Source organism: Caballeronia fortuita (assembly GCF_001544835.2).
Lineage (GTDB): Bacteria > Pseudomonadota > Gammaproteobacteria > Burkholderiales > Burkholderiaceae > Caballeronia > Caballeronia fortuita.
In genome coordinates this window covers 160,725-183,653 of sequence record NZ_FCNX02000001.1, presented here as the reverse complement: position 1 = coordinate 183,653, position 22,929 = coordinate 160,725, and the positions used below count along the sequence as shown (strand labels likewise).

General features: G+C 63.0%; 21 protein-coding genes. 17 read left to right on the top strand and 4 right to left on the bottom strand.

Features of this window, described 5'->3' with window-relative positions; all coding sequences use genetic code 11:
- The first annotated feature begins 140 nt into the window (after window positions 1-140).
- The 8 genes from AWB77_RS00850 to AWB77_RS00810 all read left to right on the top strand — a co-directional run bounded on the left by AWB77_RS00850 (window position 141) and on the right by AWB77_RS00810 (window position 10,285).
- Window positions 141-1,175 carry a VTT domain-containing protein gene (locus tag AWB77_RS00850; protein ID WP_061132513.1) on the top strand — a complete coding sequence of 345 codons (1,035 nt, stop codon included), beginning with the start codon at window positions 141-143 and terminating at the stop codon, window positions 1,173-1,175.
- Between the two features lie 18 nt (window positions 1,176-1,193).
- Window positions 1,194-3,008 (top strand): bifunctional tRNA (5-methylaminomethyl-2-thiouridine)(34)-methyltransferase MnmC2/FAD-dependent 5-carboxymethylaminomethyl-2-thiouridine(34) oxidoreductase MnmC1, encoded by a 1,815-nt coding sequence (gene mnmC / locus AWB77_RS00845; protein ID WP_061132512.1) that lies wholly within the window; start codon window positions 1,194-1,196, stop codon window positions 3,006-3,008.
- A gap of 821 nt (window positions 3,009-3,829) precedes the next feature.
- Entirely contained in the window at window positions 3,830-5,032 is a 1,203-nt protein-coding gene (locus tag AWB77_RS00835; RefSeq protein WP_061132510.1) for a cation:proton antiporter, read from the top strand.
- 40 nt (window positions 5,033-5,072) lie between these two features.
- Window positions 5,073-6,185, top strand: coding sequence for a YbdK family carboxylate-amine ligase (locus AWB77_RS00830; protein WP_061132509.1), 1,113 nt, complete (start codon window positions 5,073-5,075; stop codon window positions 6,183-6,185).
- A gap of 725 nt (window positions 6,186-6,910) precedes the next feature.
- Window positions 6,911-7,555, top strand: a complete 645-nt coding sequence (locus tag AWB77_RS00825; RefSeq protein WP_061132508.1) for a MarR family winged helix-turn-helix transcriptional regulator — start codon at window positions 6,911-6,913, stop codon at window positions 7,553-7,555.
- A gap of 153 nt (window positions 7,556-7,708) precedes the next feature.
- Window positions 7,709-8,431, top strand: coding sequence for a glutamine amidotransferase (locus tag AWB77_RS00820; RefSeq protein ID WP_061132507.1), 723 nt, complete (start codon window positions 7,709-7,711; stop codon window positions 8,429-8,431).
- 91 nt (window positions 8,432-8,522) lie between these two features.
- Window positions 8,523-9,635: an NADH:flavin oxidoreductase/NADH oxidase gene (locus AWB77_RS00815; protein WP_061132506.1), complete on the top strand. Its 1,113-nt coding sequence runs from the start codon at window positions 8,523-8,525 to the stop codon at window positions 9,633-9,635.
- A gap of 179 nt (window positions 9,636-9,814) precedes the next feature.
- Window positions 9,815-10,285, top strand: a complete 471-nt coding sequence (locus AWB77_RS00810) for an SET domain-containing protein (RefSeq protein ID WP_061132505.1) — start codon at window positions 9,815-9,817, stop codon at window positions 10,283-10,285.
- Window positions 10,286-10,339: 54 nt separating this feature from the next.
- Here the strand turns inward: AWB77_RS00810 and AWB77_RS00805 are convergent, their stop codons facing one another.
- Both AWB77_RS00805 and AWB77_RS00800 read right to left on the bottom strand, forming a co-directional pair.
- Window positions 10,340-11,794 (bottom strand): sensor histidine kinase, encoded by a 1,455-nt coding sequence (locus AWB77_RS00805; protein WP_061133098.1) that lies wholly within the window; start codon window positions 11,792-11,794, stop codon window positions 10,340-10,342.
- Between the two features lie 80 nt (window positions 11,795-11,874).
- Window positions 11,875-12,561 carry a response regulator transcription factor gene (locus AWB77_RS00800; protein ID WP_014192702.1) on the bottom strand — a complete coding sequence of 229 codons (687 nt, stop codon included), beginning with the start codon at window positions 12,559-12,561 and terminating at the stop codon, window positions 11,875-11,877.
- A 179-nt stretch (window positions 12,562-12,740) separates the two neighbouring features.
- Here AWB77_RS00800 and AWB77_RS00795 point away from each other — a divergent pair, with 179 nt between their 5' ends.
- Both AWB77_RS00795 and AWB77_RS00790 read left to right on the top strand, forming a co-directional pair.
- A complete protein-coding gene (locus tag AWB77_RS00795) occupies window positions 12,741-12,971 on the top strand; it encodes a DUF3717 domain-containing protein (protein WP_061133097.1) in 231 nt (76 codons plus the stop codon).
- 249 nt (window positions 12,972-13,220) lie between these two features.
- Window positions 13,221-13,724 carry an Lrp/AsnC family transcriptional regulator gene (locus tag AWB77_RS00790; protein ID WP_061132504.1) on the top strand — a complete coding sequence of 168 codons (504 nt, stop codon included), beginning with the start codon at window positions 13,221-13,223 and terminating at the stop codon, window positions 13,722-13,724.
- On the opposite strand, the gene AWB77_RS00785 is transcribed toward AWB77_RS00790, so the two are convergent.
- Together AWB77_RS00785 and AWB77_RS00780 are read right to left on the bottom strand one after the other, a co-directional pair.
- Window positions 13,682-14,212 (bottom strand): class IV adenylate cyclase, encoded by a 531-nt coding sequence (locus AWB77_RS00785; RefSeq protein ID WP_061132503.1) that lies wholly within the window; start codon window positions 14,210-14,212, stop codon window positions 13,682-13,684. The two genes, AWB77_RS00790 and AWB77_RS00785, sit on opposite strands and share 43 nt — an antisense overlap.
- Window positions 14,213-14,326: 114 nt before the next feature.
- Entirely contained in the window at window positions 14,327-15,232 is a 906-nt protein-coding gene (locus AWB77_RS00780; RefSeq protein WP_061132502.1) for a LysR family transcriptional regulator, read from the bottom strand.
- A 399-nt stretch (window positions 15,233-15,631) separates the two neighbouring features.
- Between AWB77_RS00780 and AWB77_RS00775 the strand changes: the two genes are divergently transcribed.
- The 7 genes from AWB77_RS00775 (at window position 15,632) to AWB77_RS35495 (ending at window position 22,906) form a co-directional block, all read left to right on the top strand.
- Window positions 15,632-17,308 (top strand): GMC family oxidoreductase, encoded by a 1,677-nt coding sequence (locus AWB77_RS00775; protein WP_061132501.1) that lies wholly within the window; start codon window positions 15,632-15,634, stop codon window positions 17,306-17,308.
- A gap of 400 nt (window positions 17,309-17,708) precedes the next feature.
- Window positions 17,709-18,488: an ABC transporter ATP-binding protein gene (locus tag AWB77_RS00770; protein ID WP_061133096.1), complete on the top strand. Its 780-nt coding sequence runs from the start codon at window positions 17,709-17,711 to the stop codon at window positions 18,486-18,488.
- Complete coding sequence (locus tag AWB77_RS00765) at window positions 18,485-19,246, top strand: ABC transporter ATP-binding protein (protein ID WP_061132500.1); 762 nt, start codon at window positions 18,485-18,487, stop codon at window positions 19,244-19,246. Before AWB77_RS00770 ends, AWB77_RS00765 begins: the two co-directional genes overlap by 4 nt.
- Before the next feature lie 75 nt (window positions 19,247-19,321).
- The gene (locus AWB77_RS00760) at window positions 19,322-20,542 is read left to right on the top strand and encodes an ABC transporter substrate-binding protein (protein WP_061132499.1); all 1,221 of its coding nucleotides are present in this window, start codon (window positions 19,322-19,324) and stop codon (window positions 20,540-20,542) included.
- 95 nt (window positions 20,543-20,637) lie between these two features.
- A complete protein-coding gene (locus AWB77_RS00755) occupies window positions 20,638-21,522 on the top strand; it encodes a branched-chain amino acid ABC transporter permease (RefSeq protein ID WP_061132498.1) in 885 nt (294 codons plus the stop codon).
- Window positions 21,522-22,493 carry a branched-chain amino acid ABC transporter permease gene (locus AWB77_RS00750; protein WP_061133095.1) on the top strand — a complete coding sequence of 324 codons (972 nt, stop codon included), beginning with the start codon at window positions 21,522-21,524 and terminating at the stop codon, window positions 22,491-22,493. Before AWB77_RS00755 ends, AWB77_RS00750 begins: the two co-directional genes overlap by 1 nt.
- A 236-nt stretch (window positions 22,494-22,729) precedes the next feature.
- Window positions 22,730-22,906, top strand: coding sequence for a hypothetical protein (locus AWB77_RS35495; RefSeq protein WP_157694716.1), 177 nt, complete (start codon window positions 22,730-22,732; stop codon window positions 22,904-22,906).
- The last annotated feature ends 23 nt before the right edge of the window (window positions 22,907-22,929 follow it).

Genomic DNA, 22,929 nt, shown 5'->3' with positions numbered 1-22,929 from the left:
TCTTCACGCCGCCTCTATACGCGGCGCTTGGTATGATAGCGCAGCGCAAACCCAATCAGGATAAGGGTTTCAAAGATTTACCCTTATATTTTCGAGGCTGCTGGCCGTTTTTCTGGGCGTAGAACAACTGGGTCCGGTCCATGCTACGCGAGCTCATCATCGAATATGGCCTGCCGTTGGTTTTTGCCAACGTTCTCCTCGAGTGCCTCGGCTTGCCGCTCCCGGCCTTGCCCACATTGGTTCTGACGGGCGCGATCACGGTCTCGGCGAGCTTCGCAGCGGCGCCGGTCTCGACGCTTGCAGCGGGCTTTCCGTTTGCCGCATGGGGACCGCTCGCGGCGATCGTCGTCACGGCCAGCGTTGCCGCGCTCATCGGCGACACGCTCTGGTTCTGGCTCGGACGCCGCTATGGCAGCCGCGTGCTCGCCTTCATATGCAAGCTCTCGATCTCGCGCGATACCTGCGTGAACCGCAGCCTCGACTTCTTCGGACGCTTCGGCGTGCGCGTACTCGCGGTGTCGAAGTTCATACCCGGCTTGTCGACGCTCGCGATTCCCGTTGCGGGCGCGACCGGCATCGGCTTCGGCAGCTTTCTCTTGTATGACGCGCTCGGTGCGCTGCTGTGGTCCGGCATCGGCGTCGCGTTCGGCGCGATCTTCGCCGATCTCGTCGATAGCGCGCTCGCCTGGCTCGACCTCTTCGGGCGCGGCGTGATCGTGCTCGCGCTCGTCGTCCTCGCGCTCTACCTCGGCGTGCGCTGGTGGCAGCGCGTGTCGCTGTTGCGCAGGCTGCGCATGGCGCGCATCGATACCGCGATGCTGCGCGCGCTGCTCGAAGGCGAGCCGCCGCCACTCGTCATCGACGTGCGCCGGCGCGAACGTCGCGCGATGGACCCGTTCGCCATTCCCGGCGCGCTGCTTCTGCACGACGACGCCGCATCGCAACTCGCGGACATCGCGCGCAATCGCAAGCTCGTGACGTATTGCGATTGCCCGAGCGACGTATCGGCCGCGCTTGCCGCCAAAGAGTTGACCGCGCACGGCTTCACCGATGTCGCGCCGCTGCTCGGCGGTCTCGCGGCCTGGCGCGCGGCGGGCTACGCGCTAGAACCGCTGATGATCGAAGACGCCGCGAATGACGCAATACGCGCCGTCGCCCGCTCGTCTTCCGCCTGAAGTCTTACGATCCATTGCATGACCGACTCCCTGTTTCTCGCGCCGCACGAGCTGCCCGCGCGCTGGCTGCATCGACGCGTCTTCACTTTCGTCGATACGACTTCGAGCGCTTTCCTGCCGCTCTGGCAGCTTTGGCGTGACGACGATGCGCGTTGCGATCGTCTGCACGTCGTCGCGATTGCGCCGCTCGATGCGCTGGATCATCCGCCTTCTATCGACGATGCAGCGCCGCTCGCCGTCGAACTGGCGCGCGCATGGCCGATGCGCGTGCCGGGCGTGCATCGCCTCGAATTCGACGAAGGCCGCGTCGTGCTGACGCTCGCGATCGGCGACGGCGTGCAGGCGATGTTGTCGAAACTATGGCTGCGCGCCGATGCGTTCCAGCTCGCACCGTCCGACGACCCGAGCAAGCTGTGCAAGACGCTCGCGCGCTTTGCCGGCGACGGCGCGACGGTTTGCATCGACTCGTCTGCCGACCTTCATCCGGCATGGAGGCGCGCGCTGGAATCGTCGGGGTTCGAATGTTTATCGGCGGCAACGGACGCGCGGCTCGTCGCACGTTTCGCGCCGCGCTGGCGCGTGCGCCGGCATGAACCGCCGTTGCCGTGCGACCCGAGCACGAACACGAACACGCGCGAGGCGATCGTCATCGGCGCGGGGCTTGCGGGCTGCGCGGTGACTTCGCGGCTCGCTGCGCGCGGCTGGCGCGTCACGCTGATCGATCGTCATGCCTCGCCTGCGCGCGATGCGTCGGGCAATCCGGCGGGCGTTTTTCATCCGATCGTCTGGCGCGACGACAGCGTTGCCGCACGTCTCACGCGCGCCGGCTTTCTGTACGCGCTGCGCCGATGGCACGCGCTCGAAGCATCGCATCACGATCTGCATCGCAGCGGCGCGGGCCTGCTCCAGATCGCCGATTCGCCCGGCGACGCCGACGCGCTCGCCGCCGCCATCGCGCGCTTCGCGTATCCATCCGATTACGTGCAGCCGATGACACGCGCCGATGCTTCGCGCATCGCGGGCGTCGAGGTCGCGCGCGGCGGCTGGTTCTTTCCGCGCGGCGGTGCGATCTCGCCCGCGGCGGTGTGCGCGGCGCAGCTTGCGGACGCATCGTTGCGGATCACGTCGCGCATGCGGACCGAAGTGACGCGCATCGCGCACGACGGCCGCGTGTGGCGAGCCTTCGATGCGAGCGATAGCGAGATCGCGAGCGCGCCGGTCGTCGTGCTCGCGAACGCGCACGATGCCGCGCGACTCGCCGGTCTGTACGGCGAACCGACACGCGGCGTACGCGGCCAGCTCTCCGTGCTCGACCGATCCGCGCTCGACGCCTTGCGCATGCCGGTGATCGGCGAAGGTTACGCGGTGCCGCTCGGCGCGCATGAGACGCTCATCGGCGCAACGTACGACATCGACGATCCCGATCGCGAAATACGCGAAGCCGGGCATCGCGAGAACATCGCGCGCGTCGCGGGAATGTTGCCGCATTTGTCGCTCGCGCCAACGCACGTGCGCGCGGGGCGCGTCGCGTTTCGCTGCGTGACGAGCGACCGCGTGCCGATGATCGGCCAGTTCGCCGACGAACGCGCCGCGCGCCAGGACGCGCATCGGCTATCCGGCGCGTGGCCGCTCGATCTGCCGCGCATGCCGGGTCTTTACGGCGCGTTCGCGTTCGGATCGCGCGGACTCGTCTGGGCGGCGCTCGCCGCCGAGCTGATCGCTTCGCTCGTCGAAGGGGAGCCGTGGCCCATCGAACGTGAACTGGCCGAAGCGATCGATCCCGCCCGCCTCTTGCTCAAGGCACTCCGTCATGGCGAGATCGGCCTGGCGTAGTTGTCCTCCAAGGCTGTGGATAACGCGTCGAATTGCAGGCGAAAGTCTTGTGAACGTGTTGTGCACGTAAACGGGACAACTGAAGCGTCCGGTTTACCCGGCCGAAAGTTGTTCTTGTTTGACCGCATCGCGCCAACATGTTTACGACCCGCTTCTGCTTTCTCCAAATAATTGAATGAAAAGACAAAAGCGCTGTTATCCACAGAAAGGACGTTGCTTTGTTAACAACTACTACGTTTATATACAGTAAACCTGTAAACACCTGAAGGCGAGGTCGTCGGACGGCGGTAAACATCGAGGCCGAATGCGTGAACGCAGGCGAACCGGTCAGGGTTGCCGTCGGGTTTTACATTCGGCAGTCGCTTTTACTTCATAAGAATCATGAGCTTGGACTTTCTGTCAGGGCATCCGAGGTATGGCACAATCGCGCTTCTTCCTGCGTCGCGCCGTCCGGACGGCGACCGCTTCAATGGAACGATGGTTGCGCGCCAAGAATCTGATCAACGAAGCCGCGCCGTCGTTCGCTGTGTTCGGCCGGTCATTCGAGCGGGCGCCGCATGCATTACCCGTGTCGCACGGATCCGAGATCTCCGGTGCGGCATCGAGGGCATGCAAGGCGCTTCGCAGCCAGCCGAACGCGTCGTCTAATTCGTGCACGGTCCGACCGTGACGCCGTGTTCGTTCGCACTTCGATTCACCTGAATGAACCAACGCTCGCCTAGCCGGGCTCACGCGCCTCGCCCGCGAGCGCGCGCCGTCGACGCGAGTCACGCAACGAAACGTGCACGCTCTGCTGCAGCAACGAAGGAGTAGCCAATACGATGAATTCGGCATTTTCATTTCTGCCCGCGTGGCCGCTCGAACCGGACGCCATCCTGTGGGCCGGTCTCGCGCTCGTCACGGCGGGCCTCGCCGGAGAACTGCTATGGCGCGCGTGGCGCCTGCCGCGCATCACCGGCTTCGCGGTGATCGGGCTGATCGCGGGCAACGCCGGTCTCGGCGTGATCGATGCAAGCGCGGGCGGCCTGTCGCGGCCGCTGCTCGATGTCGCGCTCGGGCTTTTGCTCTTCGAACTCGGCGGCCGGCTCGATCTGCGCTGGATTCGCCGCAATCCGTATCTGATCCTGTCGAGCGTCGCTGAATCGACGCTGACGTTCGGCCTCGTGCTAATCGCGCTGACCCTGCTCAATGTGCCGACGATGCCATCGGTCGTGATCGCGGCCATCGCAATGGCCACGTCGCCCGCGATGGTCATTCAGCTGAAGACCGAACTGCGCGCGGAAGGCCAGGTCACGCAGCGCCTCATGACGCTCACGGCGCTGAACAGCATGTACGCGGTGGTCGTCGAGAAGCTCGCGGCCGGCGTGCTGCATCAGGAAATCTACGGCAACGCGCTCGCGACGATCCTGCAGCCGCTTTATCTGCTGATCGGCTCGCTCGTGCTCGCGTTCCTGCTCGCGCGCGCGTGCAACATGCTCGTGCGGCGCCTGCCCGCGAATGACGAGCATTCGTTCGTCGCGCTGTTCGGGCTCGTGCTGCTGGCGATCGCGGTCGCGCACATCTTCAAGCTGTCGACGATTCTCGCGTTGCTCGCGGCAGGCATCATCGTCAAGAACGCCGATGAGCGGCCGCAGCTCTGGCCGTCGCACTTCGGGTCCGCCGGATGGCTGCTCACCGTGATCCTGTTCGCGCTGACGCTCACGTCGTTTCACTGGCGCGATATCGCGCTCGGCGGCATCGCGGCGCTCGGGCTGATCGTCGCGCGCTTCATCGGCAAGCTCGTCGGCGTGCTGATCTTCGCAAAGCCGAGCGGCCTCAACCTGAAGCAGGGCGCGGCGCTCGGCGTCGCGCTCACGCCGATGTCGGCGCTCGCGTACCTGCTCGTCGACGACATGTACGTGCTCTATCCGGACTACGATCCGACGCTGCGCGCGATCGTCATGTGCTCGATCGTCGTGTTGCAGATCGTGGCGCCTTTCGTCGTCTACCGCAGCTTGTCGGCAGTGGGCGAGCGGCGCGAATAAGCGCGCCTTCTCCCCAGGCATTGATCTTTCAAGAGGCGCCATGGCACTCGAACCTTTCATCAACTCCGAACCGTTCACGTTCGGCGTCGAGCTGGAGATCCAGGTCGTCAATACGCACGACTACGATCTGACGCGCGCCGCGTCGGACCTCATGCGTCTCATCAAGGACGAAAAGATTCCGGGCAACATCACGCCGGAAATCACCGAAAGCATGATCGAGCTTTCGACCGGCATCTGCACGACGCACGAGCAGGCCGTCACCGATCTGCGCAAGATCCGCGACGTGCTCGTCGCGGCGGCGGATCAACTGAACGTCGGGCTGGCGGGCGGCGGCACGCACGCGTTCCAGCAGTGGAGCGATCGCCAGATTTACGACGCGCCGCGCTTCCAGTACATCTCCGAGCTGTACGGTTACCTCGCCAAGCAGTTCACGGTGTTCGGCCAGCACGTGCATATCGGCTGTCCCGATCCGAACAGCGCGCTGTTCCTGCTGCATTCGATGTCGCGCTACATCCCGCATTTCATCGCGCTTTCGGCGTCGTCGCCGTACATTCAGGGCGTCGATACGGGCTTCCATTCCGCGCGGCTGAATTCGGTCTTCGCGTTTCCGCTGTCGGGCCGCGCGCCGTTCGTGCTGACCTGGGACGGCTTCGAGGAGTACTTCTCGAAGATGGTCAACACGGGCGTCGTCAACAGCATGAAGGACTTCTACTGGGATATCCGGCCGAAGCCCGGCTTCGGAACGATCGAAGTGCGCGTGATGGACACGCCGCTGTCCGTCGACCGCGCCGCGGCGATCGCCAGCTACATCCAGACGCTGTCGCGCTATCTGCTGCTCGACAAGCCGCTCACGCCGCGCGAGGACGATTACCTCGTCTACACGTTCAACCGCTTCGAGGCGTGCCGCTTCGGTCTGGAAGGCACGTGCATCCATCCGCAGACGGGCGAGCGGCGCACCATCGGCGAGGACATTCTCGCGACGCTCGACGTGCTCGCGCCGCACGCCGAAGCGCTCGGTTCGCAGGCGGCGCTCGCCGAAGTCGCCGACATCGCGCGCGGAGTGAACGACGCGACCTCGCTGCGCGGCGTATTCGACAAGGAGAAATCGCTGCACGAGGCGGTCAGGCAGCAGTGCTTGCAGTGGCGTCGATAACGCCGCGCTTTCGCTGAGACGAAACAGCGAATGGCGATGAAAGGCCGCCTCCGGGCGGCCTTATTCTTTGGTCCGTATGAAACACATGCATGACGACCAGGGAAATAACGCGCTTGCGGCAACGTTTAAAGAAGCAGGAATTTGATATTTCCAAGGATTACTTCGGGGAATCCGCATACGGCCGTAATGGACGCGAGCGACGAGGTGAACGACTCCTGCGGAAGCTGTGGAAAACGTCCGAAAGCTGTGCGCAGTCAACGTACTAGCACGTTGATAACCATGTGACTTAAGTGTGCGCGACCACACCGGATCTGGATGACGGATTTGTCGCAATGCGCGGCGGCAAGTGTTATCGAGAATACATCCACATACAAAGAGACGTTTTTCCACGGGTTATCCACAGTTCTGCGTGGATAATTAAGGTGTACGTTTGTTCTAGGTCGCTTAGAATGGCGACTTTGCTGGCATAGCGTTATAGTCGGCAGGAAAACAGCGCCACGAGCGGGACCATAAGAAGGCGCAGAACGAAGAGGGTTGCAACGTCCCCATTCAGGCACCGCTAATTGGCTTGGCACGCCTGAATTTTGAGACGGCGGGGACCGAGTACGAAAAGTCGATCGCAAAAGGTGTTCGGAGTACTTGCTGCGAGCGGCGTTTCGGACGAGGTGTTCGCCTGGCGCGAACTTGCCGTCAAAACACATAAGCGGAACAACAAGCGAAAGACTATGAGTGAAGGCGTTTACGGAGAGCAGGCGACGGGGCGGGTGACCCACGGCCTGCTGAGGCTGAGCACCGCGATGCGCAGCCAGGCATGGGAATGGGCGGAGGGCGCGGGGCTGACGCCGACCCAGGGTGAAATTCTCGTTCTGCTAATGCAGCGCAAGGGGCCGATGCGCCTCGGCGAGATCGCGCGTGAAACGGCACTGACCGCCGCCACGACGAGCGATGCGGTGAGCACGCTCGAAGGCAAGGGTCTCGTCGAGAAGCGCCGCGCGCTCGACGACGGCCGCGCGCTCGCCGTGCGTCTGACCGCGCGTGGCCGCACGGCCGCGAAGAAGGCGCTGCAATGGCCGGACTTTCTTGCGAAGGCGGTCGGTACGCTGCGCGAGGACGAGCAGGTCGCGTTCTATCGCACGCTGCTCAAGACCATCCGTCAGCTCGAATCGCAGCAGCAGATTCCGGCGCACCGCATGTGTCTTTCGTGCTCGCACTTCGAAGCGAGCAAGAATCCGAAGAAGACGCCGCATCACTGCGCGCTTCTGCAGATCGACATGGCGGACACGGATCTCCGGCTCGACTGTTCGGTATACGAAGAAGCCGATCTCGCCACGCAGAAGAAGAGCTGGAAGGTCTTCGCGCAAGTCGCCTGATCCAGGCGGCGGGGTTAGAAGCCAGTTGGCGTCATCCGGTGCTGTGGGGCCGCGGCGAGTCGGTTAGACTGTGCCCGTCGCGCCTCACCGCGAGGCGCGGCCCGTCACAACTTCGTTCCGGGCCATGCGCGCTCGACCCACGGAAAGCCGCCGATGAAACATGAAGTCCTGGCGATTCGCCACGTCTATTTCGAAGATCTGGGCAGCCTCGAACACGTGCTCGGCGATCGCGGCCATCTGGTGCGCTATCTCGATGTCGGGCGCGGGCGCATCGACGCGCCCAATCCGCTCGATCCCTCGTTGCTCGTCGTGCTCGGCGGGCCGATCGGCGCTTACGAGGACGCGCAGTATCCGCATCTCGCGCCGCTCCTGTCGATGCTCGAAAAGCGCATCGCGGCTGGTATGCCGACCATCGGGATCTGTCTCGGCTCGCAACTGATCGCGCGGGCGCTCGGCGCGCGGGTGTATCCGTCGGGCAAGTTCGAGCTCGGCTGGTCGCCGCTCACGCTCACCGGCGCCGGACGCGCGTCCGCGCTGCGGCATCTCGAAGCAGACGGCGCGCCGGTGCCCGTCTTTCACTGGCACGGCGATACCTTCGATCTCCCGCAAGACGCGACGCTGCTCGCGTCCACCGAGCTTTGCGCGCATCAGGCGTTCACTTGGGGCGCTCACGTCCTCGCGTTGCAATGTCATCCCGAGGTGCTCGTCGAGCGCTTCGAAAACTGGCTCGTCACGTATCCGGGCGATATCGCGAGAAGCGGCACGACGGTCGCCGCGCTGCGCGAGGAAACCGCGCGCCATGGCCCGAATCTCGAACGCGCCGCCCGCGCGATGTTCGGCGAATGGCTCGACGGTTTCGCGCTCGGCCCGCGCTGAACGTGTGATGGTATGAACCATCGGGGTTTCTGCGGTCCCTGACGCGCGGTGCTATTCTCGATCGCTTCTTCTCTTGCGACGAGTCACCGCCATGAGCGCGCTGTTCACACCTACGACCTTACGCAGCCTCGAACTTCCCAACCGCATTTTCGTGTCGCCGATGTGCCAGTACTCCGCAGAGCGCGGCGAGGCCACCGCATGGCACATGATCCATCTGGGCCAGCTCGCGTTGTCGGGCGCGGGCATGCTCTTCATCGAGGCGACGGCCGTCGAGCCCGACGGGCGCATCACGCCGGGCGATCTCGGTCTCTGGGACGATGCCACCGAAGCCGCGCTGCGTCCGGTGCTCGCCGCGATCCGCCAGTATTCGAAGATCGCGGTGACCATGCAGCTATCGCACGCGGGCCGCAAGGCATCGAGTCGCAAGCCGTGGGAAGGCGGTGCGCTGATCTCCGTCGCCGATGGCGGATGGATGACCTTCGCGCCATCGGCCATTCCGCATAAGCCCGAGGAAACGCCGCCGCTCGCGCTCGATGCCGCCGGCCTGATCCGCGTGAAGGAAGCGTTCGCCGCGTCGGCGAAGCGGGCTGCGCGGCTCGGCATCGACGGTATCGAAGTGCATTGCGCGCATGGTTATCTGCTGCATCAGTTCCTGTCGCCGATCGCCAATCAGCGCACCGACGAATACGGCGGTTCGCTCGAAAACCGCATGCGTTATCCGCTCGAAATTTTCGATGCCGTGCGCGCCGCATTTCCCGCCGACAAGCCTGTTGGCGTGCGCGTCTCCGCGAGCGACTGGGTCGAAGGCGGATGGAGCATCGAAGATACGATCGCGTTCGCATCCGAATTGAAGAAGCGCAATGTCGACTGGGTCGATGTATCGTCGGGCGGCGTTTCGCCGTTGCAGAAGATTCCGTTGTCGTCGGGCTATCAGGTGCCGTTCGCGCAGGCCGTGAAGGAAGCGACGGGCGTGAACACCGTCGCGGTCGGGCTCATCACCGAGGCGAAGGAAGCGGAGGAAATCGTCGCGAGCGGCAAGGCCGATTTCGTCGCGATGGCGCGCGCGATGCTCTATGATCCGCGCTGGCCGTGGCACGCCGCCGCCGAACTCGGCGCGACCGTCACTGCGCCGCCGCAGTACTGGCGCTCGCAACCGCGCGATCAGAAGAACCTCTTCGGCGAGATCACGATCGGCCAGCGCTGAAACGGAGCGGGCATCCCTGAACGGTTGAGCATATGCGCGCCGGGAGTGTAGGATACCGGTGTGTTGAACGTGAGCGTTCAACCGAGCAAACGCGGCGGCATCGGAGCCACCGCGTTTTTTTTCATCCCGATGTTCATCCCGATCGCGCGGGAGCGAAGCGTTATTTAAGGATTCGTTCGATGAGTTCACGCAGGGTCACCGTTCGCCGCTCGGGCGTCCACGGCAAGGGCGTGTTTGCCGTGAAGCCGATCGCCTCGGGCGAGCAGGTGATGGAATACAAAGGCGAGCGCATCTCGTGGAAGGAAGCGCTGCGCCGGCATCCGCACAATCCCGACGAGCCGAATCACACGTTCTACTTCGCACTCGACGACGGCCGCGTGATCGACGGCAAGATCGACGGCAACAGCGCGAAGTACATCAATCATTCGTGCGCGCCGAATTGCGAGGCGGAGGAAGTCGAAGGGCGCGTGTTCATTCACGCGCTGCGCGATATCGAGGCGGACGAAGAACTGAACTACGACTACGGTCTCGTCATCGACGGCCGCATCACCAAGAAGCTCAAGAAAGAATACGAGTGCCGATGCGGCGCGAAGAAATGCCGCGGCACGATGCTCGCGGTCAAGAAAGAGAAAGAGAAAAAGAAGAAGTAAGCCGCGCGATGTTCCGAGAAGAGCCACGGTCGAGCGATGCGACCGTGGCTTTTTTCATTCCGAAGCCGGTTGCGCTTCTTTCAGCGGCAGGCGAACGACGAAGCGCGCGCCGCCTTCGGACGCATCTTCGTAATGCACCGTGCCGCCGTGCAGCACCATGATGTCGTGAACGATCGCGAGTCCGAGACCGGCGCCGCCTTCCACGTTTTGTCCGTCGCCGCGAAAGAAGCGTTTGAAGAGATCGCCTTGCTGATCGGGCGGCACGCCAGGTCCGTTGTCTTCCACGATCACTTCGCCGAAGCGCCGGCCGTTCGCGTTGCGCCATTCGGTTACCGTCACCGTGATGCGCGCGCCTTCGATGCGGAACGGCGGAATGTACTTGAGCGCGTTGTCGATCAGGTTCGCGATGACTTCGCGCGCCAGCACGACGTTGCCGCGCACGGTCAGCGGATGCTCGTTCTCGGGATCGTCGAGCCGCTGAAAGCCCAGGTCGACGTGCGCGGCGAGCGCGCGCGGCACCCATTCCGCGCCGGTTTCGAACGCGAGCGCGGCGAGATCGAAATCGGCGAAACGTGCCGCCTGTTCGCCTGGCTCGGCGCGGGCGAGCGAAAGCAATTGATTCGACAGCCGCACCGCGCGATCCGCCGATGCGCGCAGCTCCTTCACCGCTTCGACGGCTTTCGCCGGATCGCGCGAACTGAGCGCCTGCTCGGCGTGCAGCTTGACGGCCGTGAGCGGCGTGCGCAGTTGATGCGCGGCATCGGCGATGAACTTGCGTTGCGCGTCGAGCGCGGTCTGCAGGCGCACGAGCAGGCCGTTCATCGCGCTCGTGAGCGGGCGGATTTCGCCGGGCACATACGTTTCGTCGACGGGTTCGAGCGAGATATGCGTCTGCTGATTGAGCGTGTCGGCGAGATCGGTCAGCGGATTCAGTTGCTGATTGACGACGCGCCACACGATGACCCATCCGGCGAGCAGCAACAACAGCAGCGGCATCATGATCGCGATGAGAAACTCCACCGCGATCCGATAGCGCGAACCGACGCGCTGCGCCACTTCGACGACGATCGGATTGCCCGTCGGCTGCGGCACGCGCACTTGCGCCGCGCGCACGGAGACGCCCTGAAAGTGCGTCTCGAAGACGTACGCGTAATGGATGCGCCGCACGTTGGTGCCGGTGAGCGGCAGATCGGGCTCGCCGGCGATTTCCTCGTCGCCCGTGCTGATGCGGTAGATGAGCTGCTCGACGGGATCGGAGAACATCGCCTGGGCGAGCGGCGGCACGGTGACCGGCGCATCGACACCCGCGAGCTGAATTTGCTTGGAGATGGCGGTGGCGAGATCGGCGAGCGAGCGGTCGACGACGTGCTGCGTGTACTGCCACGCGAGCCAGTACGCCATGAGGCCGGACATCAGCGCGAGCAGCGACAGCGGCGCGGCGAGCCGGCGCAGGAGCGTGCGCCGCAGACTCGGCGGCGCTGGCGTCTCGGTGGCTTTCGAGCGCGCCAGATCGAGCCAGTCTTCGCGGGCGAAACGCTGATCGCCCGCGCGGCGGGTGGGAAGTCGCAAGGCGTTCTACGGCAGGAGCGTCAGGCCGCTTGCCGGATCTCCTGAAGCAGATAGCCGAAGCCGCGCACCGTCACGATTTCCACGCGCGTGTTTTCGAGTTTCTTGCGCACACGATGCACATACACTTCGATGGCCGTGTCGCCGAGATCGCCGCCGAAGTGCGTCAGATGATCTTGCAACTGCGCCTTGCTCACGACGCGGCCGTGACGCAGCAACAGCATTTCGAGCACGGCGAATTCGCGCGGCGAAAGTTCCAGCGGACGCTCGTCGTTGAAGATGCGGCGATCAACGCCCGACAGACGCAGACCGCCCAGCGACACTTCGGGACGCGGCACGTCGCCATGCGGGCCGCTGCGGCGCATCACGGCGCGGATGCGCGCTTCGAGTTCCTGCGGCTCGAAGGGCTTCAGCATGTAATCGTCGGCGCCGCTATTGAGACCTTGCACGCGATCGTGCAGTTCGTCGCGCGCGGTGAGGATGATCACCGGCGTGTGACGATTGCTTTGGCGGAAGCGCGAGAGCAGCGTCATGCCATCGATGCCCGGCAGGCCGAGATCGAGAATGACGAGCTCATGGCGGTTCTGCGCGAGCGCCTGCTCGGCGAAGATGCCGTCGTGCACCATGTCGACCGTGAAGCCGGATTGTTCGAGGCTGCTTTGAATGCCGCGCGCGATGGGGCGGTCGTCTTCGATCAGAAGGATTCGCATGGAGTCGCTCAAGTACAATGGGTTGAGCTCGAGCGGGCGGGGCGGTCGGTGGCATGCTCACATGCACGACGCAGCGGCGCGGGCTCGAGCCGGTTCAAAACTCACATCTTCATGCGGCGTTGCGCGACCGTTTCCGAAAGCCGCGAGCGGCCGTACACCGAATGTATTTCTGCCCGGACATGGCTGTCATCCCGATCAACGAACTCGAAGCCGCCATCAACTACTGGCGCGGCCGCTCCCCGTCTAGCGGCGACGAACTCAGCCTTTGCAAGGAGGCGAGCGCGCTGTCCAGGCCCTATGCGCTGCTGATTGTACAGCGTCAGTCCGGCGTGCCGTTCGAGCAACTGGACGACGAGGCGCGCGCCGCCTGGGAAGCTTACGAGCGATTCAACAATGGTAGTCGAGACTGAAAGCTAGATGACATTGGAGCTTTCTTTTAGCTATTCGAAGGCTTGCAGTCAGCCGGTTTTGGAGTAATCGCGCGTTATCTTCGACTTTCCGCGATGTCATCGTTGGTAACACGCGCGTTACCTTGTTTGCTGCCGTAAGCGATTCGTCAAACACGCGCGAAAGGGCCCTTTTGCGCACGGGCTTTGTGAGCTTAACGGGACGCATGCGATAAAGTCGCATTCACCATCGCTCCTGCGCACATCCGCCTCATGCTCGAACTCGATCATTTCGACCTCGCCCTGCTCGACGTGCTGCAACGCTTCGGGCGCGCCACGCATCAGCAACTTGGCGAGCAGGTGCCGCTTTCGCCGTCGCAGATCGGGCGGCGCTTGCAGCGGCTGGAGGCAACGGGTGTGATCGAGGGATATCGCGTGGTATTGCGGCCGGAAAAGCTCGGCCTGGGCGTGACGGCGTTCACGAGCCTGAAGCTAAAGCATCATGGCGATTCGATCATCGAGCAGTTTCAGCAGCAGATCGAAATGCTGCCCGAAGTGCTCGAATGCCATGCGACAGTCGGCGACGCCGATTATCTCTTGCGCATCGTCGCGCCGGATCTGAACGCGCTATCGGGATTCGTGATGAAGAAGCTGATGCGCGTGCCGGGCGTCGACAGCGTGCGCTCGAACATCGTGCTGACGACCTTCAAGCGCAATGGCCCGCTGCCGCTGTCTCACCTGGCCGACGACGACTCCGGGCTCAACAAATCCACGTAAGCGAGCGGCACGAGGTCCGTCTGCGCCACGCCCAAGCGCGCGAACATCGCGTGCGCTTCTTCTTCGCCGCCGGCCTCGTCGTCGTCCTGGCCGAGCACTACTTCAAGCTCGATGAAATCGCCGAGTCCATCGACGCGATCCAGATGAATCCGCGTGCGTCCGACGAGATACACGTGCCGCTCTTTCGAGACGATGCCGCGCGTCGTCAGCGCCTGCGCGAGCAGCGCGTGCATGGCTTCGGGATTCGTCACCGGACTGCGCGAGTAGTACGAGACTTTCGGGCCGTCGCGGTCGTCGCGCTGATAGAAGATCAGTTCGGAGGGCGTGCCGTCGTCGAACTGGCGGAGTTTGAGGCGGCCGGTTGGCACGTCGTAGAAGAAGTCTTGCTGGCGGAAAACCAGCGGCGCGTCGGAGGCGAGCGCCGCTGCGCGTTCGCGCAGTTGCTCGAATTGATGCGCGCGCGCCTTGATTTCGATGTTGCGTGCCATGAAGACTCCTGGAAGCCGGTTGAATGTGAAAAAAAGAGCACTCAGCCTAGCAGACGATCGATGAAGCGCGCTTGAAAGTCCTTGCGCGGGAAGTCGGGATTTGCCCTCGAATGGTCACGACACGGACCATTGCGCGTCGATCAGCCGCAGCGCCGTCGCGATCGCCGGTTCGTCGCGGCGTTCGGAGAGAGCGACGAACGACAGTTGTGTCGGCACGGTGACGCCTTCGACGATGGTCAGCGCGTGCGCATGCGCTTCGCTGAGCGCGATCGAATCGCGTGCGAGCGAGAGGCCGACGCCCGATTTGACGAGATCGAGCATCGACGGCTCCTGATCCACTTCCGCGACGATCACCGGCATTGCGCCGGCCTCGCGGAAGATGCGCGACAGGAGCCGGTTGTGCGCGGATTCGGGCGGCGTCCAGATCCACGGCAGTTTAGCGAGCGCGGCCCAGTTGCGTTTGCCTTTGTTGACGCGGTTGTGCCAGCCGGCCGGCGCGAGTACGCGATACTGAAACGGCGTGAGCCGGACGACGTGGAAGCGTTCGCCGTCGCGCGTGCCGTCGATGGCTGGATCGCCGATGTAATAGCCGACATCCAGCTCGCGCGCCTTCACGCGCTCGAGCACCCAGCCCGACATGCCGTGCCGCATCGATGTTTCGATGCGCGGATGCGTCTCCACGAGTTGCCGGAGAAATCCGCCGAGGCGAAGAAATTCGGGATCGAGAATCGTGCCGATGCGCAATGTGCCGCTGACTTCGTGACGTAATGCGGCAGCGGCGCGCTGGACATCGGCGGCGGCGGCGAGGGCGCGTTCAGCGTGGGGCAGGAGTGCTTCGCCGTCGCGCGTGAGGAGAAGACCGTGCGATGTCCGGGAGAACAGCACGACGCCGAGCATTTCCTGAAGATTCTTGATTTGCAGACTGACGGCCGGCTGCGTGAGATGCAGGCGAGCGGCGGCCCGAGTGAGATTGCCTTCGCGGGCGACGGTAAGAAAAGCGCGCAGGAGGGTGTAGTCCATGCCTGATATTAGCCTGCCTTATAAGACAGTTGAACATATCTGATTGGAAAAGAAGCCAAGACGAGAAGTACCCTGAAAAAGAACCCAACGCCCGCGCGAAGCGCAGGGGCGGAGGAACCGGAGCGAACCAGCGGGAAATGCGGCGCGATGAGACGGATCGTGCGCGAGCCAAGCCGGGTCAATCTGCCGAGGGCGACACTTAGGCGAGTGCCACGGAGGACGAGAGAACTACCCAACGTGCGTATGACCGCGGGCGTAACAGAAGCTGCTTTCTTTGGTTACTTTCTTTGCAGCAGCAAAGAAAGTGACTGCCGCCCCGCACAGGGGCAACGCAAATAAACCGACACGAACACAGGCCATCCACGAGAGAAAAGAAAAGGCCGAACAGGAGACAAAAAAATGAAGAAGGACGCCCGAAAGCTGGAAGGCGAATTCGACTACATCATCGTGGGTGCGGGCACCGCCGGCTGCGTGCTGGCGAACCGCCTGACCGAAGACCCGAACGTCAACGTTTTGCTGCTGGAAGCGGGCGGCAAGGACGACTACCACTGGATCCACATTCCGGTCGGCTATCTGTATTGCATCGGCAATCCCCGCACGGACTGGCTCTACAAGACGCAAGCCGAACCGGGCCTCAACGGCCGCAAGCTGGCGTATCCACGCGGACGTGTACTCGGCGGATGTTCGTCGATCAACGGCATGATCTACATGCGCGGCCAGCGCGAGGACTACGACGATTGGGCGCACGTCAGCGGCGATCCGAACTGGTCATGGGATTCCGTGCTGCCCGTTTTCAGGCGTAGCGAAGATCATCACGGCGGCGGCGATCGATGGCACGGCGCGGGCGGCGAATGGCGCGTCGAAAAGCAGCGCCTGAAGTGGAAAATTCTCGAAACCTTCGCGCAAGCCGCGCAGCAAAGCGGCATCCGCGCCACCGATGACTTCAATCGCGGCGACAACACCGGCGTCGGCTATTTCGAAGTGAACCAGCGCGGCGGCATTCGCTGGAACGCGGCGAAGGCTTTCCTGCGCGAAGCGATGAAGCGTCCCAATCTCACGACGATCACCGGCGCGCACACGCAACGTCTCGTGTGCGAAGGCGTGCGGTGCGTGGGCGTCGAATATCGCGGCGGCGATGTCGACTATCTCGCGCGTGCGCGATGCGAAGTGATTCTCAGCGCGGGCGCGGTGAACTCGCCGCAGATTCTCGAACTCTCGGGCATCGGCAATGGCGCGCGTCTTCAGCGTCTGGGTATCGACGTCGTGAAGAGTCTTCGCGGCGTCGGCGAAAATCTGCAGGACCACTTGCAATTGCGCATGGCATACAAAGTCAACGGCGTGCGCACGTTGAACACGTTGTCCGCGCGTTGGTGGGGCAAGCTTTTCATCGGCATGCAATACGCGTTGATGCGCAGCGGCCCGATGTCGATGGCGCCATCGCAGCTCGGCGCGTTCGCGAAGTCGAATCCCGACGATGCATCGATCAAACGGCCCGATGTGCAATATCACGTTCAGCCCTTGTCGCTCGAACGTTTCGGCGAACCGCTGCATGCGTTCAACGCGTTCACGGCATCGGTGTGCAACTTGCGGCCGACATCGCGCGGCAGCGTGCATATCGAATCGCACGATGCACATGCGGCGCCGTTGATTGCGCCAAACTATCTTTCGACGGAGCGCGACCGCGAAGTCGCGGCGAACGCCTTGCGGCTCACGCGGCGCATCGTCAGCGCGCCCGCGCTCGCGCGATACGCACCCGAAGAGATCTTGCCAGGCATCGAGTTCCAGACGCAGGAAGAACTCGTCGAAGCCGCGGGCAAGGTGGGCACGACGATCTTCCATCCGGTCGGCACATGCCGCATGGGCACGGACAACGACCCGGGCGCGGTCGTCGACAGCCGCTTGCGCGTGATCGGCGTACGCGGCTTGCGTGTAGTCGATGCCTCCGTGATGCCGACGATCACATCGGGCAATACGAACTCCCCGACCTTGATGATCGCGGAGCGCGCGAGCGACATGATCCGCGAAGACAGACGCGGCATCGAAGCGCAGGAAGTGATCGCGACGGCGCTTGCATGACGAATCGATGAATCGATGAATCGATGAATCGATGAATCGATGAAAGGTATTGCACATGCGGGGATGACATGTGCATGGCGCGCGCATGACGCTTTATCGATCGATGCTTATATGCGCGCGGAATTAGCACGCGCCGTGCCCCGCTTGCGTGCACATGTGAACGCTCCAAGCAATTCGTTAGTTAGTGCAAATCCCAATGATTGCGCTGCATCATTGGCGCGACAATGGCCCCAGAATTAGTGATGCTCGGCATGCCACGCGCTTACTTTGTGCGCACGCAACAGCGGCGCGCGAAGCGAAGCAAACCGGAATGGAGACAACGTTCGGTGCGCGCGGGAAGAAAAAATAAGGCGCGGGCGAACAGCTTTTGCCCAGCGTTTCACTTCGCATGGAAGGGGACATGATTCTCGGCGACACCATTCTCGAAACGCGAGGGCTCACCAAGGAATTCAAAGGCTTCACGGCCGTGAATGGCGTGAACCTGCGCGTGCGCCGTGGTTCGATCCATGCGCTGATCGGGCCGAACGGCGCGGGCAAGACCACCTGCTTCAATCTGCTCACCAAGTTTCTCGAACCTACTGCGGGCCAGATCGTTTTCAACGGCGCGGACATCACGCGCGAGCGCCCGGCGCACATCGCGCGGCGCGGCATCATCCGCTCGTTTCAGATCTCCGCCGTGTTCGCGCATTTGACGGTGCTGCAGAACGTGCGCATCGGCCTGCAGCGTCAGCTCGGCACGTCGTTTCATTTCTGGCGCAGCGAACGTACTCTCGATGCCCTCAACGATCGCGCGATGGATCTGCTCACGCAAGTCGGCCTCACCGATTTCGCCGATACGAAGACCGTCGAACTTTCATACGGCCGCAAGCGCGCGCTGGAGATCGCGACTACGTTGTCGATGGAGCCGGAGCTCATGCTTCTCGACGAGCCGACGCAAGGCATGGGACACGAGGACGTCGATCGCGTGACGGCGCTCATCAAGAAAGTATCGGCGGGCCGCACCATCCTGATGGTCGAGCACAACATGAACGTGATCGCGGGCATCTCCGACACCATCACCGTGCTTCAGCGCGGCGAAGTGCTTGCCGAGGGGAGCTACGCGGAAGTATCGAAGAATCCGCTCGTGATGGAAGCCTACATGGGCAGCGCCGATGCGGCGCTCACCGGAGCGCATGCATGAGTACGATCGCGGAGGAGCGCCGCTCGCGCGAGGCGAACGGCGCGGCGGGTAATGTGCCCGCGCTGGAAATTGCGGGCCTGCAGGCGTGGTACGGGGAATCGCACATCCTGCACGGCGTGGATCTCAAGGTGAATCGCGGCGAAGTGGTCACGCTGCTCGGCCGCAACGGCGCGGGCCGCACGACGACGCTGCGCGCCATCATGGGTCTCACAGGGCGAAGGACGGGTTCGATTCGTGTCGCGGGACACGAGACCGTCGGCCTCGCCACGCACAAGATCGCGCATTACGGGGTCGGCTATTGTCCGGAGGAGCGCGGCATTTTTTCGAGCTTGTCCTGCGAGGAGAACCTTCTTCTTCCGCCGATGATCGGCAAGCCGAAGGACGCAATGTCGCTCGACGAGCTCTATTCGATGTTCCCCAACCTGAAGGAGCGCCGCGCCAGTCAGGGCACGCGTCTTTCGGGCGGCGAGCAGCAGATGCTGGCCGTCGCGCGCATCCTGCGCACGGGCGCGAATCTGCTTCTGCTCGACGAAATATCGGAAGGTCTCGCGCCGGTCATCGTGCAGACACTCGCGCGCATGATCCTGATGCTCAAGTCGCGCGGCTACACGATCGTCATGGTCGAACAGAATTTTCGTTTCGCGGCGCCGCTCGCGGACCGCTTCTACGTGATGGAGCACGGAAACATCGTCGAGCATTTCGGCGCGGGGGAACTCGAAGCGAAGATGCCGGTGCTGCACGAACTGCTCGGGGTGTAATCGATCCCGCAGGCGGCACATCGGAAAGGGCAACACCAGTAACACCGCATCAAATCAAAACTCATGGAGACTGGAATGAAAAAGAAGACCCTCGCGCGCCTCTCTACTCTGTGCTTTGCGGCTGCGGCGGCGAGTGTGGCGGTGATGAGCACGGGCGCCCACGCCGCCGACAGCAACACCGTGAAGATCGGTTTCGTCACCGACATGTCGGGCCTCTACGCGGACATCGACGGTCAAGGCGGCCTCGAAGCGATCCGCATGGCGGTCGCGGATTTCGGCGGCAAGGTGAACGGCAAGCCCATCGAAATCGTGTATGCGGATCACCAGAACAAGGCGGATATCGCGGCATCGCGCGCGCGTGAATGGATCGATCGCGACGGCGTGAACGTCATCATCGGCGGAACGAACTCGGCGACGGCGCTCTCGAGCGCGCAGGTCGCGGCGGAGAAGAAGACGCCGTACATCAACATCGGCGCGGGCGCGGACAACCTGACCAACGAGCAATGCTCGCCGTACACGGTTCACTACGCATACGACACGATGGCGCTCGCGAAAGGCACCGGTTCCGCCGTGACGAAGCAGGGCGGCAAGACGTGGTACTTCCTGACGGCCGACTATGCGTTCGGCAAAGCGCTCGAAAAGAACACGGCGGATGTCGTGAAGGCAAACGGCGGCCAGGTGCTCGGCGAAGTGCGGCATCCGCTGTCGGCGTCGGACTTCTCGTCGTTCCTGTTGCAGGCGCAGGGTTCGAAGGCACAAGTGCTAGGACTCGCGAACGCGGGCGGCGACACGATCAACTCGATCAAGGCGGCGAAGGAATTCGGCATCACCAAGTCGATGAAGATCGCCGCGCTGCTGATCTTCATCTCCGATATCCACTCGCTCGGTCTCGAAACAACGCAAGGTCTCGTCGCGACGGATAGCTGGTACTGGAACAAGGACGACAAGACGCGCGCGTGGGCGAAGCGCTACTTCGACAAGATGAAGAAGATGCCGGGCAGCCTTCAGGCCGCCGACTATTCCGCCGTTACGACGTACCTGAACGCGGTGAAGGCCGCGGGCACGACCGACAGCGACAAGGTCATGGCGCAGCTCAAGAAGGCGAAGATCGACGACTTTTACGCGAAGGGCTATATCCGCGAAGACGGCGCGATGATTCACGACATGTACCTGATGGAAGTGAAGAAGCCGTCGGAATCGAAAGAGCCGTGGGACTACTACAAGATCACCGCGACGATTCCGGGCGATCAGGCGTTCGGCACGAAGGCGGAATCGCGCTGCAAGCTCTGGAAGTAAGCGGCTGCTAGTGCTTCAGCGCGTTCGCGAGGCAGGCGGCGAGAAGGCCGCCTTGCCGTCGCAACCGCGTCAACACGTTTCTGACGGCAGGTTCAATGGAAATATTCGGCATTCCACTCGCCGCGATGATGAGCCAGCTTCTGCTCGGGCTGGTGAACGGCTCGTTCTACGCGATCCTGAGCCTCGGGCTCGCGGTGATCTTCGGCTTGCTCAACGTCATCAACTTCGCGCACGGCGCGCTCTTCATGCTGGGCGCGATGCTCGCGTGGATGGGCTACTCGTATCTCAATGTTCCCTATTGGGCGATGCTCGTGCTCGCGCCCGTCATCGTCGGATTGTTCGGTGTGATCGTCGAGCGCTCGATGCTGCGCTGGCTCTACAAGCTCGATCATCTCTATGGCCTCTTGCTCACCTTCGGTCTCACGCTCGTGATCGAAGGCGTGTTCCGCTCCATCTACGGTTCGTCCGGTCAGCCTTATGACGTGCCGTCGCTGCTGTCGGGCGCGACCAATCTCGGCTTCATGTTCCTGCCGAACTATCGCGCGTGGGTGGTCGTCGCGTCGCTCGTCGTGTGTTTCGCGACATGGTTCGTGATCGAGAAGACGCGCGTCGGCGCGTATCTGCGCGCGGGCACGGAGAACCCGAAGCTCGTCGAGGCGTTCGGTGTCAACGTGCCGCTGATGATTACGCTCACCTACGGCTTCGGCGTCGCGCTCGCGGCGTTCGCGGGCGTGCTCGCCGCGCCGGTCATTCAGGTGTCGCCGCTGATGGGCCAGTCGATGATCATCACCGTGTTCGCGGTCGTCGTGATCGGCGGCATGGGTTCGATCATGGGCTCGATTCTCACGGGTCTGCTGCTCGGCGTGATCGAAGGCTTCACGCGCGTGTTCTATCCGGAAGCGTCCGCGACGGTCGTCTTCGTCATCATGGCGATCGTGTTGATGATTCGCCCGGCAGGACTCTTCGGCAAGGAAAAATGATGCAGAGAAAAGCGCTCTACGGCCTGTTGCTGATCGGCCTGATCGTGGCGCCGTTCGTCGGCGTGTATCCGCTGTTCATGATGAAGGTGCTGTGCTTCGCGCTCTTCGCGGCCGCGTTCAATCTGCTGATCGGCTATACGGGGCTGCTGTCGTTCGGACACGCGATGTTCCTCGCATCCGCGGGCTACGTCACCGGCTACGGCATCCAGACGCTCAACTTCACGCCCGAAGTCGGCGTGCTCGCGGGCACGGCGGCGGCAACGCTGCTCGGTCTCGTCGCAGGGCTGATCGCCATCCGGCGGCAAGGCATCTACTTTGCGATGGTCACGCTCGCGCTCGCGCAGATGGTGTACTTCGTCTTTCTCCAGGCGCCCTTCACGCACGGCGAAGACGGCCTGCAAGGCGTGCCGCGCGGCAAGCTCTTCAGCGCGATCGATCTCGGCAACGACATCACGCTGTACTACGTCGTGCTCGTCGTGATGCTGCTCGCGTTCGCGCTGATCGTGCGCATCGTGCATTCGCCGTTCGGACAAGTGCTGATCGCGATCAAGGAGAACGAGCCGCGCGCGATCTCGCTCGGCTACGACACGTCGCGCTATAAGCTGCTCGCGTTCGTGTTGTCGGCGGGTCTCGCGGGTTTCGCCGGTTCGATGAAGACGCTCGTGCTCGGCTTCGAAACGCTCGGCGACGCACACTGGACGATGTCCGGCCTCGTCGTCTTGATGACGCTCGTCGGCGGGATGAGCACGATGTTCGGGCCGCTGCTCGGCGCGGCGATTATCGTCGCGCTGGAAGACCGGCTCGGGGATATCGGCAGCGGCATCGCACGGCTGACGGGCGTGTCGTGGTTCAACTCGCTGGGCGAATCGGTGACGATCGTGACGGGGCTTATCTTCATCGCGTGTGTGCTGGTGTTCCGGCGCGGGATCGTCGGGGAGATCGTCGCGCGGGTCCGGCCGCTGCAAGGCTGATGCGATTTAGTTCGAATTGCGAAGCAATCGGAAATTTTCAACAGTTGGAGGATGCCCGCTGAATTGCAAGAAATACGCCCCGTTGAGGTGCTTTTGTGCACCACTAGGGTAAATGCTAGGTTGTCGTGCAGTGTTGCGTTCTTTAACATGCGTCCTAGTTCTGTTGCACCCAGATTTTTGAGGTGGAGAACGAGGAGACATGAGGCACGAAGTGCCCGACCGAAAAGCGCTGTTGGATGAGTCCAACAGCGCTTTTTTTATTGCCCGTCGATAATACGAATAAAACTCATCGGACATTGAAGCGGGTTTTCCCGACGTTTTACGAAGCTCGTTGCGCCATTGCCAAAAGCGTCGAAAAAACAACGCTGAAGCGCACGTTCAATCCTTCAAAACGCTTGCTGGGCGGCGCGTGAGTCCGCTACACTGCATTTCCCGA

Excerpts from the sequence above, each read along its gene's own strand:
- AWB77_RS00850 (WP_061132513.1), top strand. The coding sequence starts at position 141 with ATGCTACGCGAGCTCATCATCGAATATGGCCTGCCGTTGGTTTTTGCC.
- mnmC (WP_061132512.1), top strand. The coding sequence starts at position 1,194 with ATGACCGACTCCCTGTTTCTCGCGCCGCACGAGCTGCCCGCGCGCTGG.
- AWB77_RS00835 (WP_061132510.1), top strand. The coding sequence starts at position 3,830 with ATGAATTCGGCATTTTCATTTCTGCCCGCGTGGCCGCTCGAACCGGAC.
- AWB77_RS00830 (WP_061132509.1), top strand. The coding sequence starts at position 5,073 with ATGGCACTCGAACCTTTCATCAACTCCGAACCGTTCACGTTCGGCGTC.
- AWB77_RS00825 (WP_061132508.1), top strand. The coding sequence starts at position 6,911 with ATGAGTGAAGGCGTTTACGGAGAGCAGGCGACGGGGCGGGTGACCCAC.
- AWB77_RS00820 (WP_061132507.1), top strand. The coding sequence starts at position 7,709 with ATGAAACATGAAGTCCTGGCGATTCGCCACGTCTATTTCGAAGATCTG.
- AWB77_RS00815 (WP_061132506.1), top strand. The coding sequence starts at position 8,523 with ATGAGCGCGCTGTTCACACCTACGACCTTACGCAGCCTCGAACTTCCC.
- AWB77_RS00810 (WP_061132505.1), top strand. The coding sequence starts at position 9,815 with ATGAGTTCACGCAGGGTCACCGTTCGCCGCTCGGGCGTCCACGGCAAG.
- AWB77_RS00800 (WP_014192702.1), bottom strand. The coding sequence starts at position 12,561 with ATGCGAATCCTTCTGATCGAAGACGACCGCCCCATCGCGCGCGGCATT.
- AWB77_RS00795 (WP_061133097.1), top strand. The coding sequence starts at position 12,741 with ATGGCTGTCATCCCGATCAACGAACTCGAAGCCGCCATCAACTACTGG.
- AWB77_RS00790 (WP_061132504.1), top strand. The coding sequence starts at position 13,221 with ATGCTCGAACTCGATCATTTCGACCTCGCCCTGCTCGACGTGCTGCAA.
- AWB77_RS00785 (WP_061132503.1), bottom strand. The coding sequence starts at position 14,212 with ATGGCACGCAACATCGAAATCAAGGCGCGCGCGCATCAATTCGAGCAA.
- AWB77_RS00780 (WP_061132502.1), bottom strand. The coding sequence starts at position 15,232 with ATGGACTACACCCTCCTGCGCGCTTTTCTTACCGTCGCCCGCGAAGGC.
- AWB77_RS00775 (WP_061132501.1), top strand. The coding sequence starts at position 15,632 with ATGAAGAAGGACGCCCGAAAGCTGGAAGGCGAATTCGACTACATCATC.
- AWB77_RS00770 (WP_061133096.1), top strand. The coding sequence starts at position 17,709 with ATGATTCTCGGCGACACCATTCTCGAAACGCGAGGGCTCACCAAGGAA.
- AWB77_RS00765 (WP_061132500.1), top strand. The coding sequence starts at position 18,485 with ATGAGTACGATCGCGGAGGAGCGCCGCTCGCGCGAGGCGAACGGCGCG.
- AWB77_RS00760 (WP_061132499.1), top strand. The coding sequence starts at position 19,322 with ATGAAAAAGAAGACCCTCGCGCGCCTCTCTACTCTGTGCTTTGCGGCT.
- AWB77_RS00755 (WP_061132498.1), top strand. The coding sequence starts at position 20,638 with ATGGAAATATTCGGCATTCCACTCGCCGCGATGATGAGCCAGCTTCTG.
- AWB77_RS00750 (WP_061133095.1), top strand. The coding sequence starts at position 21,522 with ATGCAGAGAAAAGCGCTCTACGGCCTGTTGCTGATCGGCCTGATCGTG.
- AWB77_RS35495 (WP_157694716.1), top strand. The coding sequence starts at position 22,730 with ATGAGTCCAACAGCGCTTTTTTTATTGCCCGTCGATAATACGAATAAA.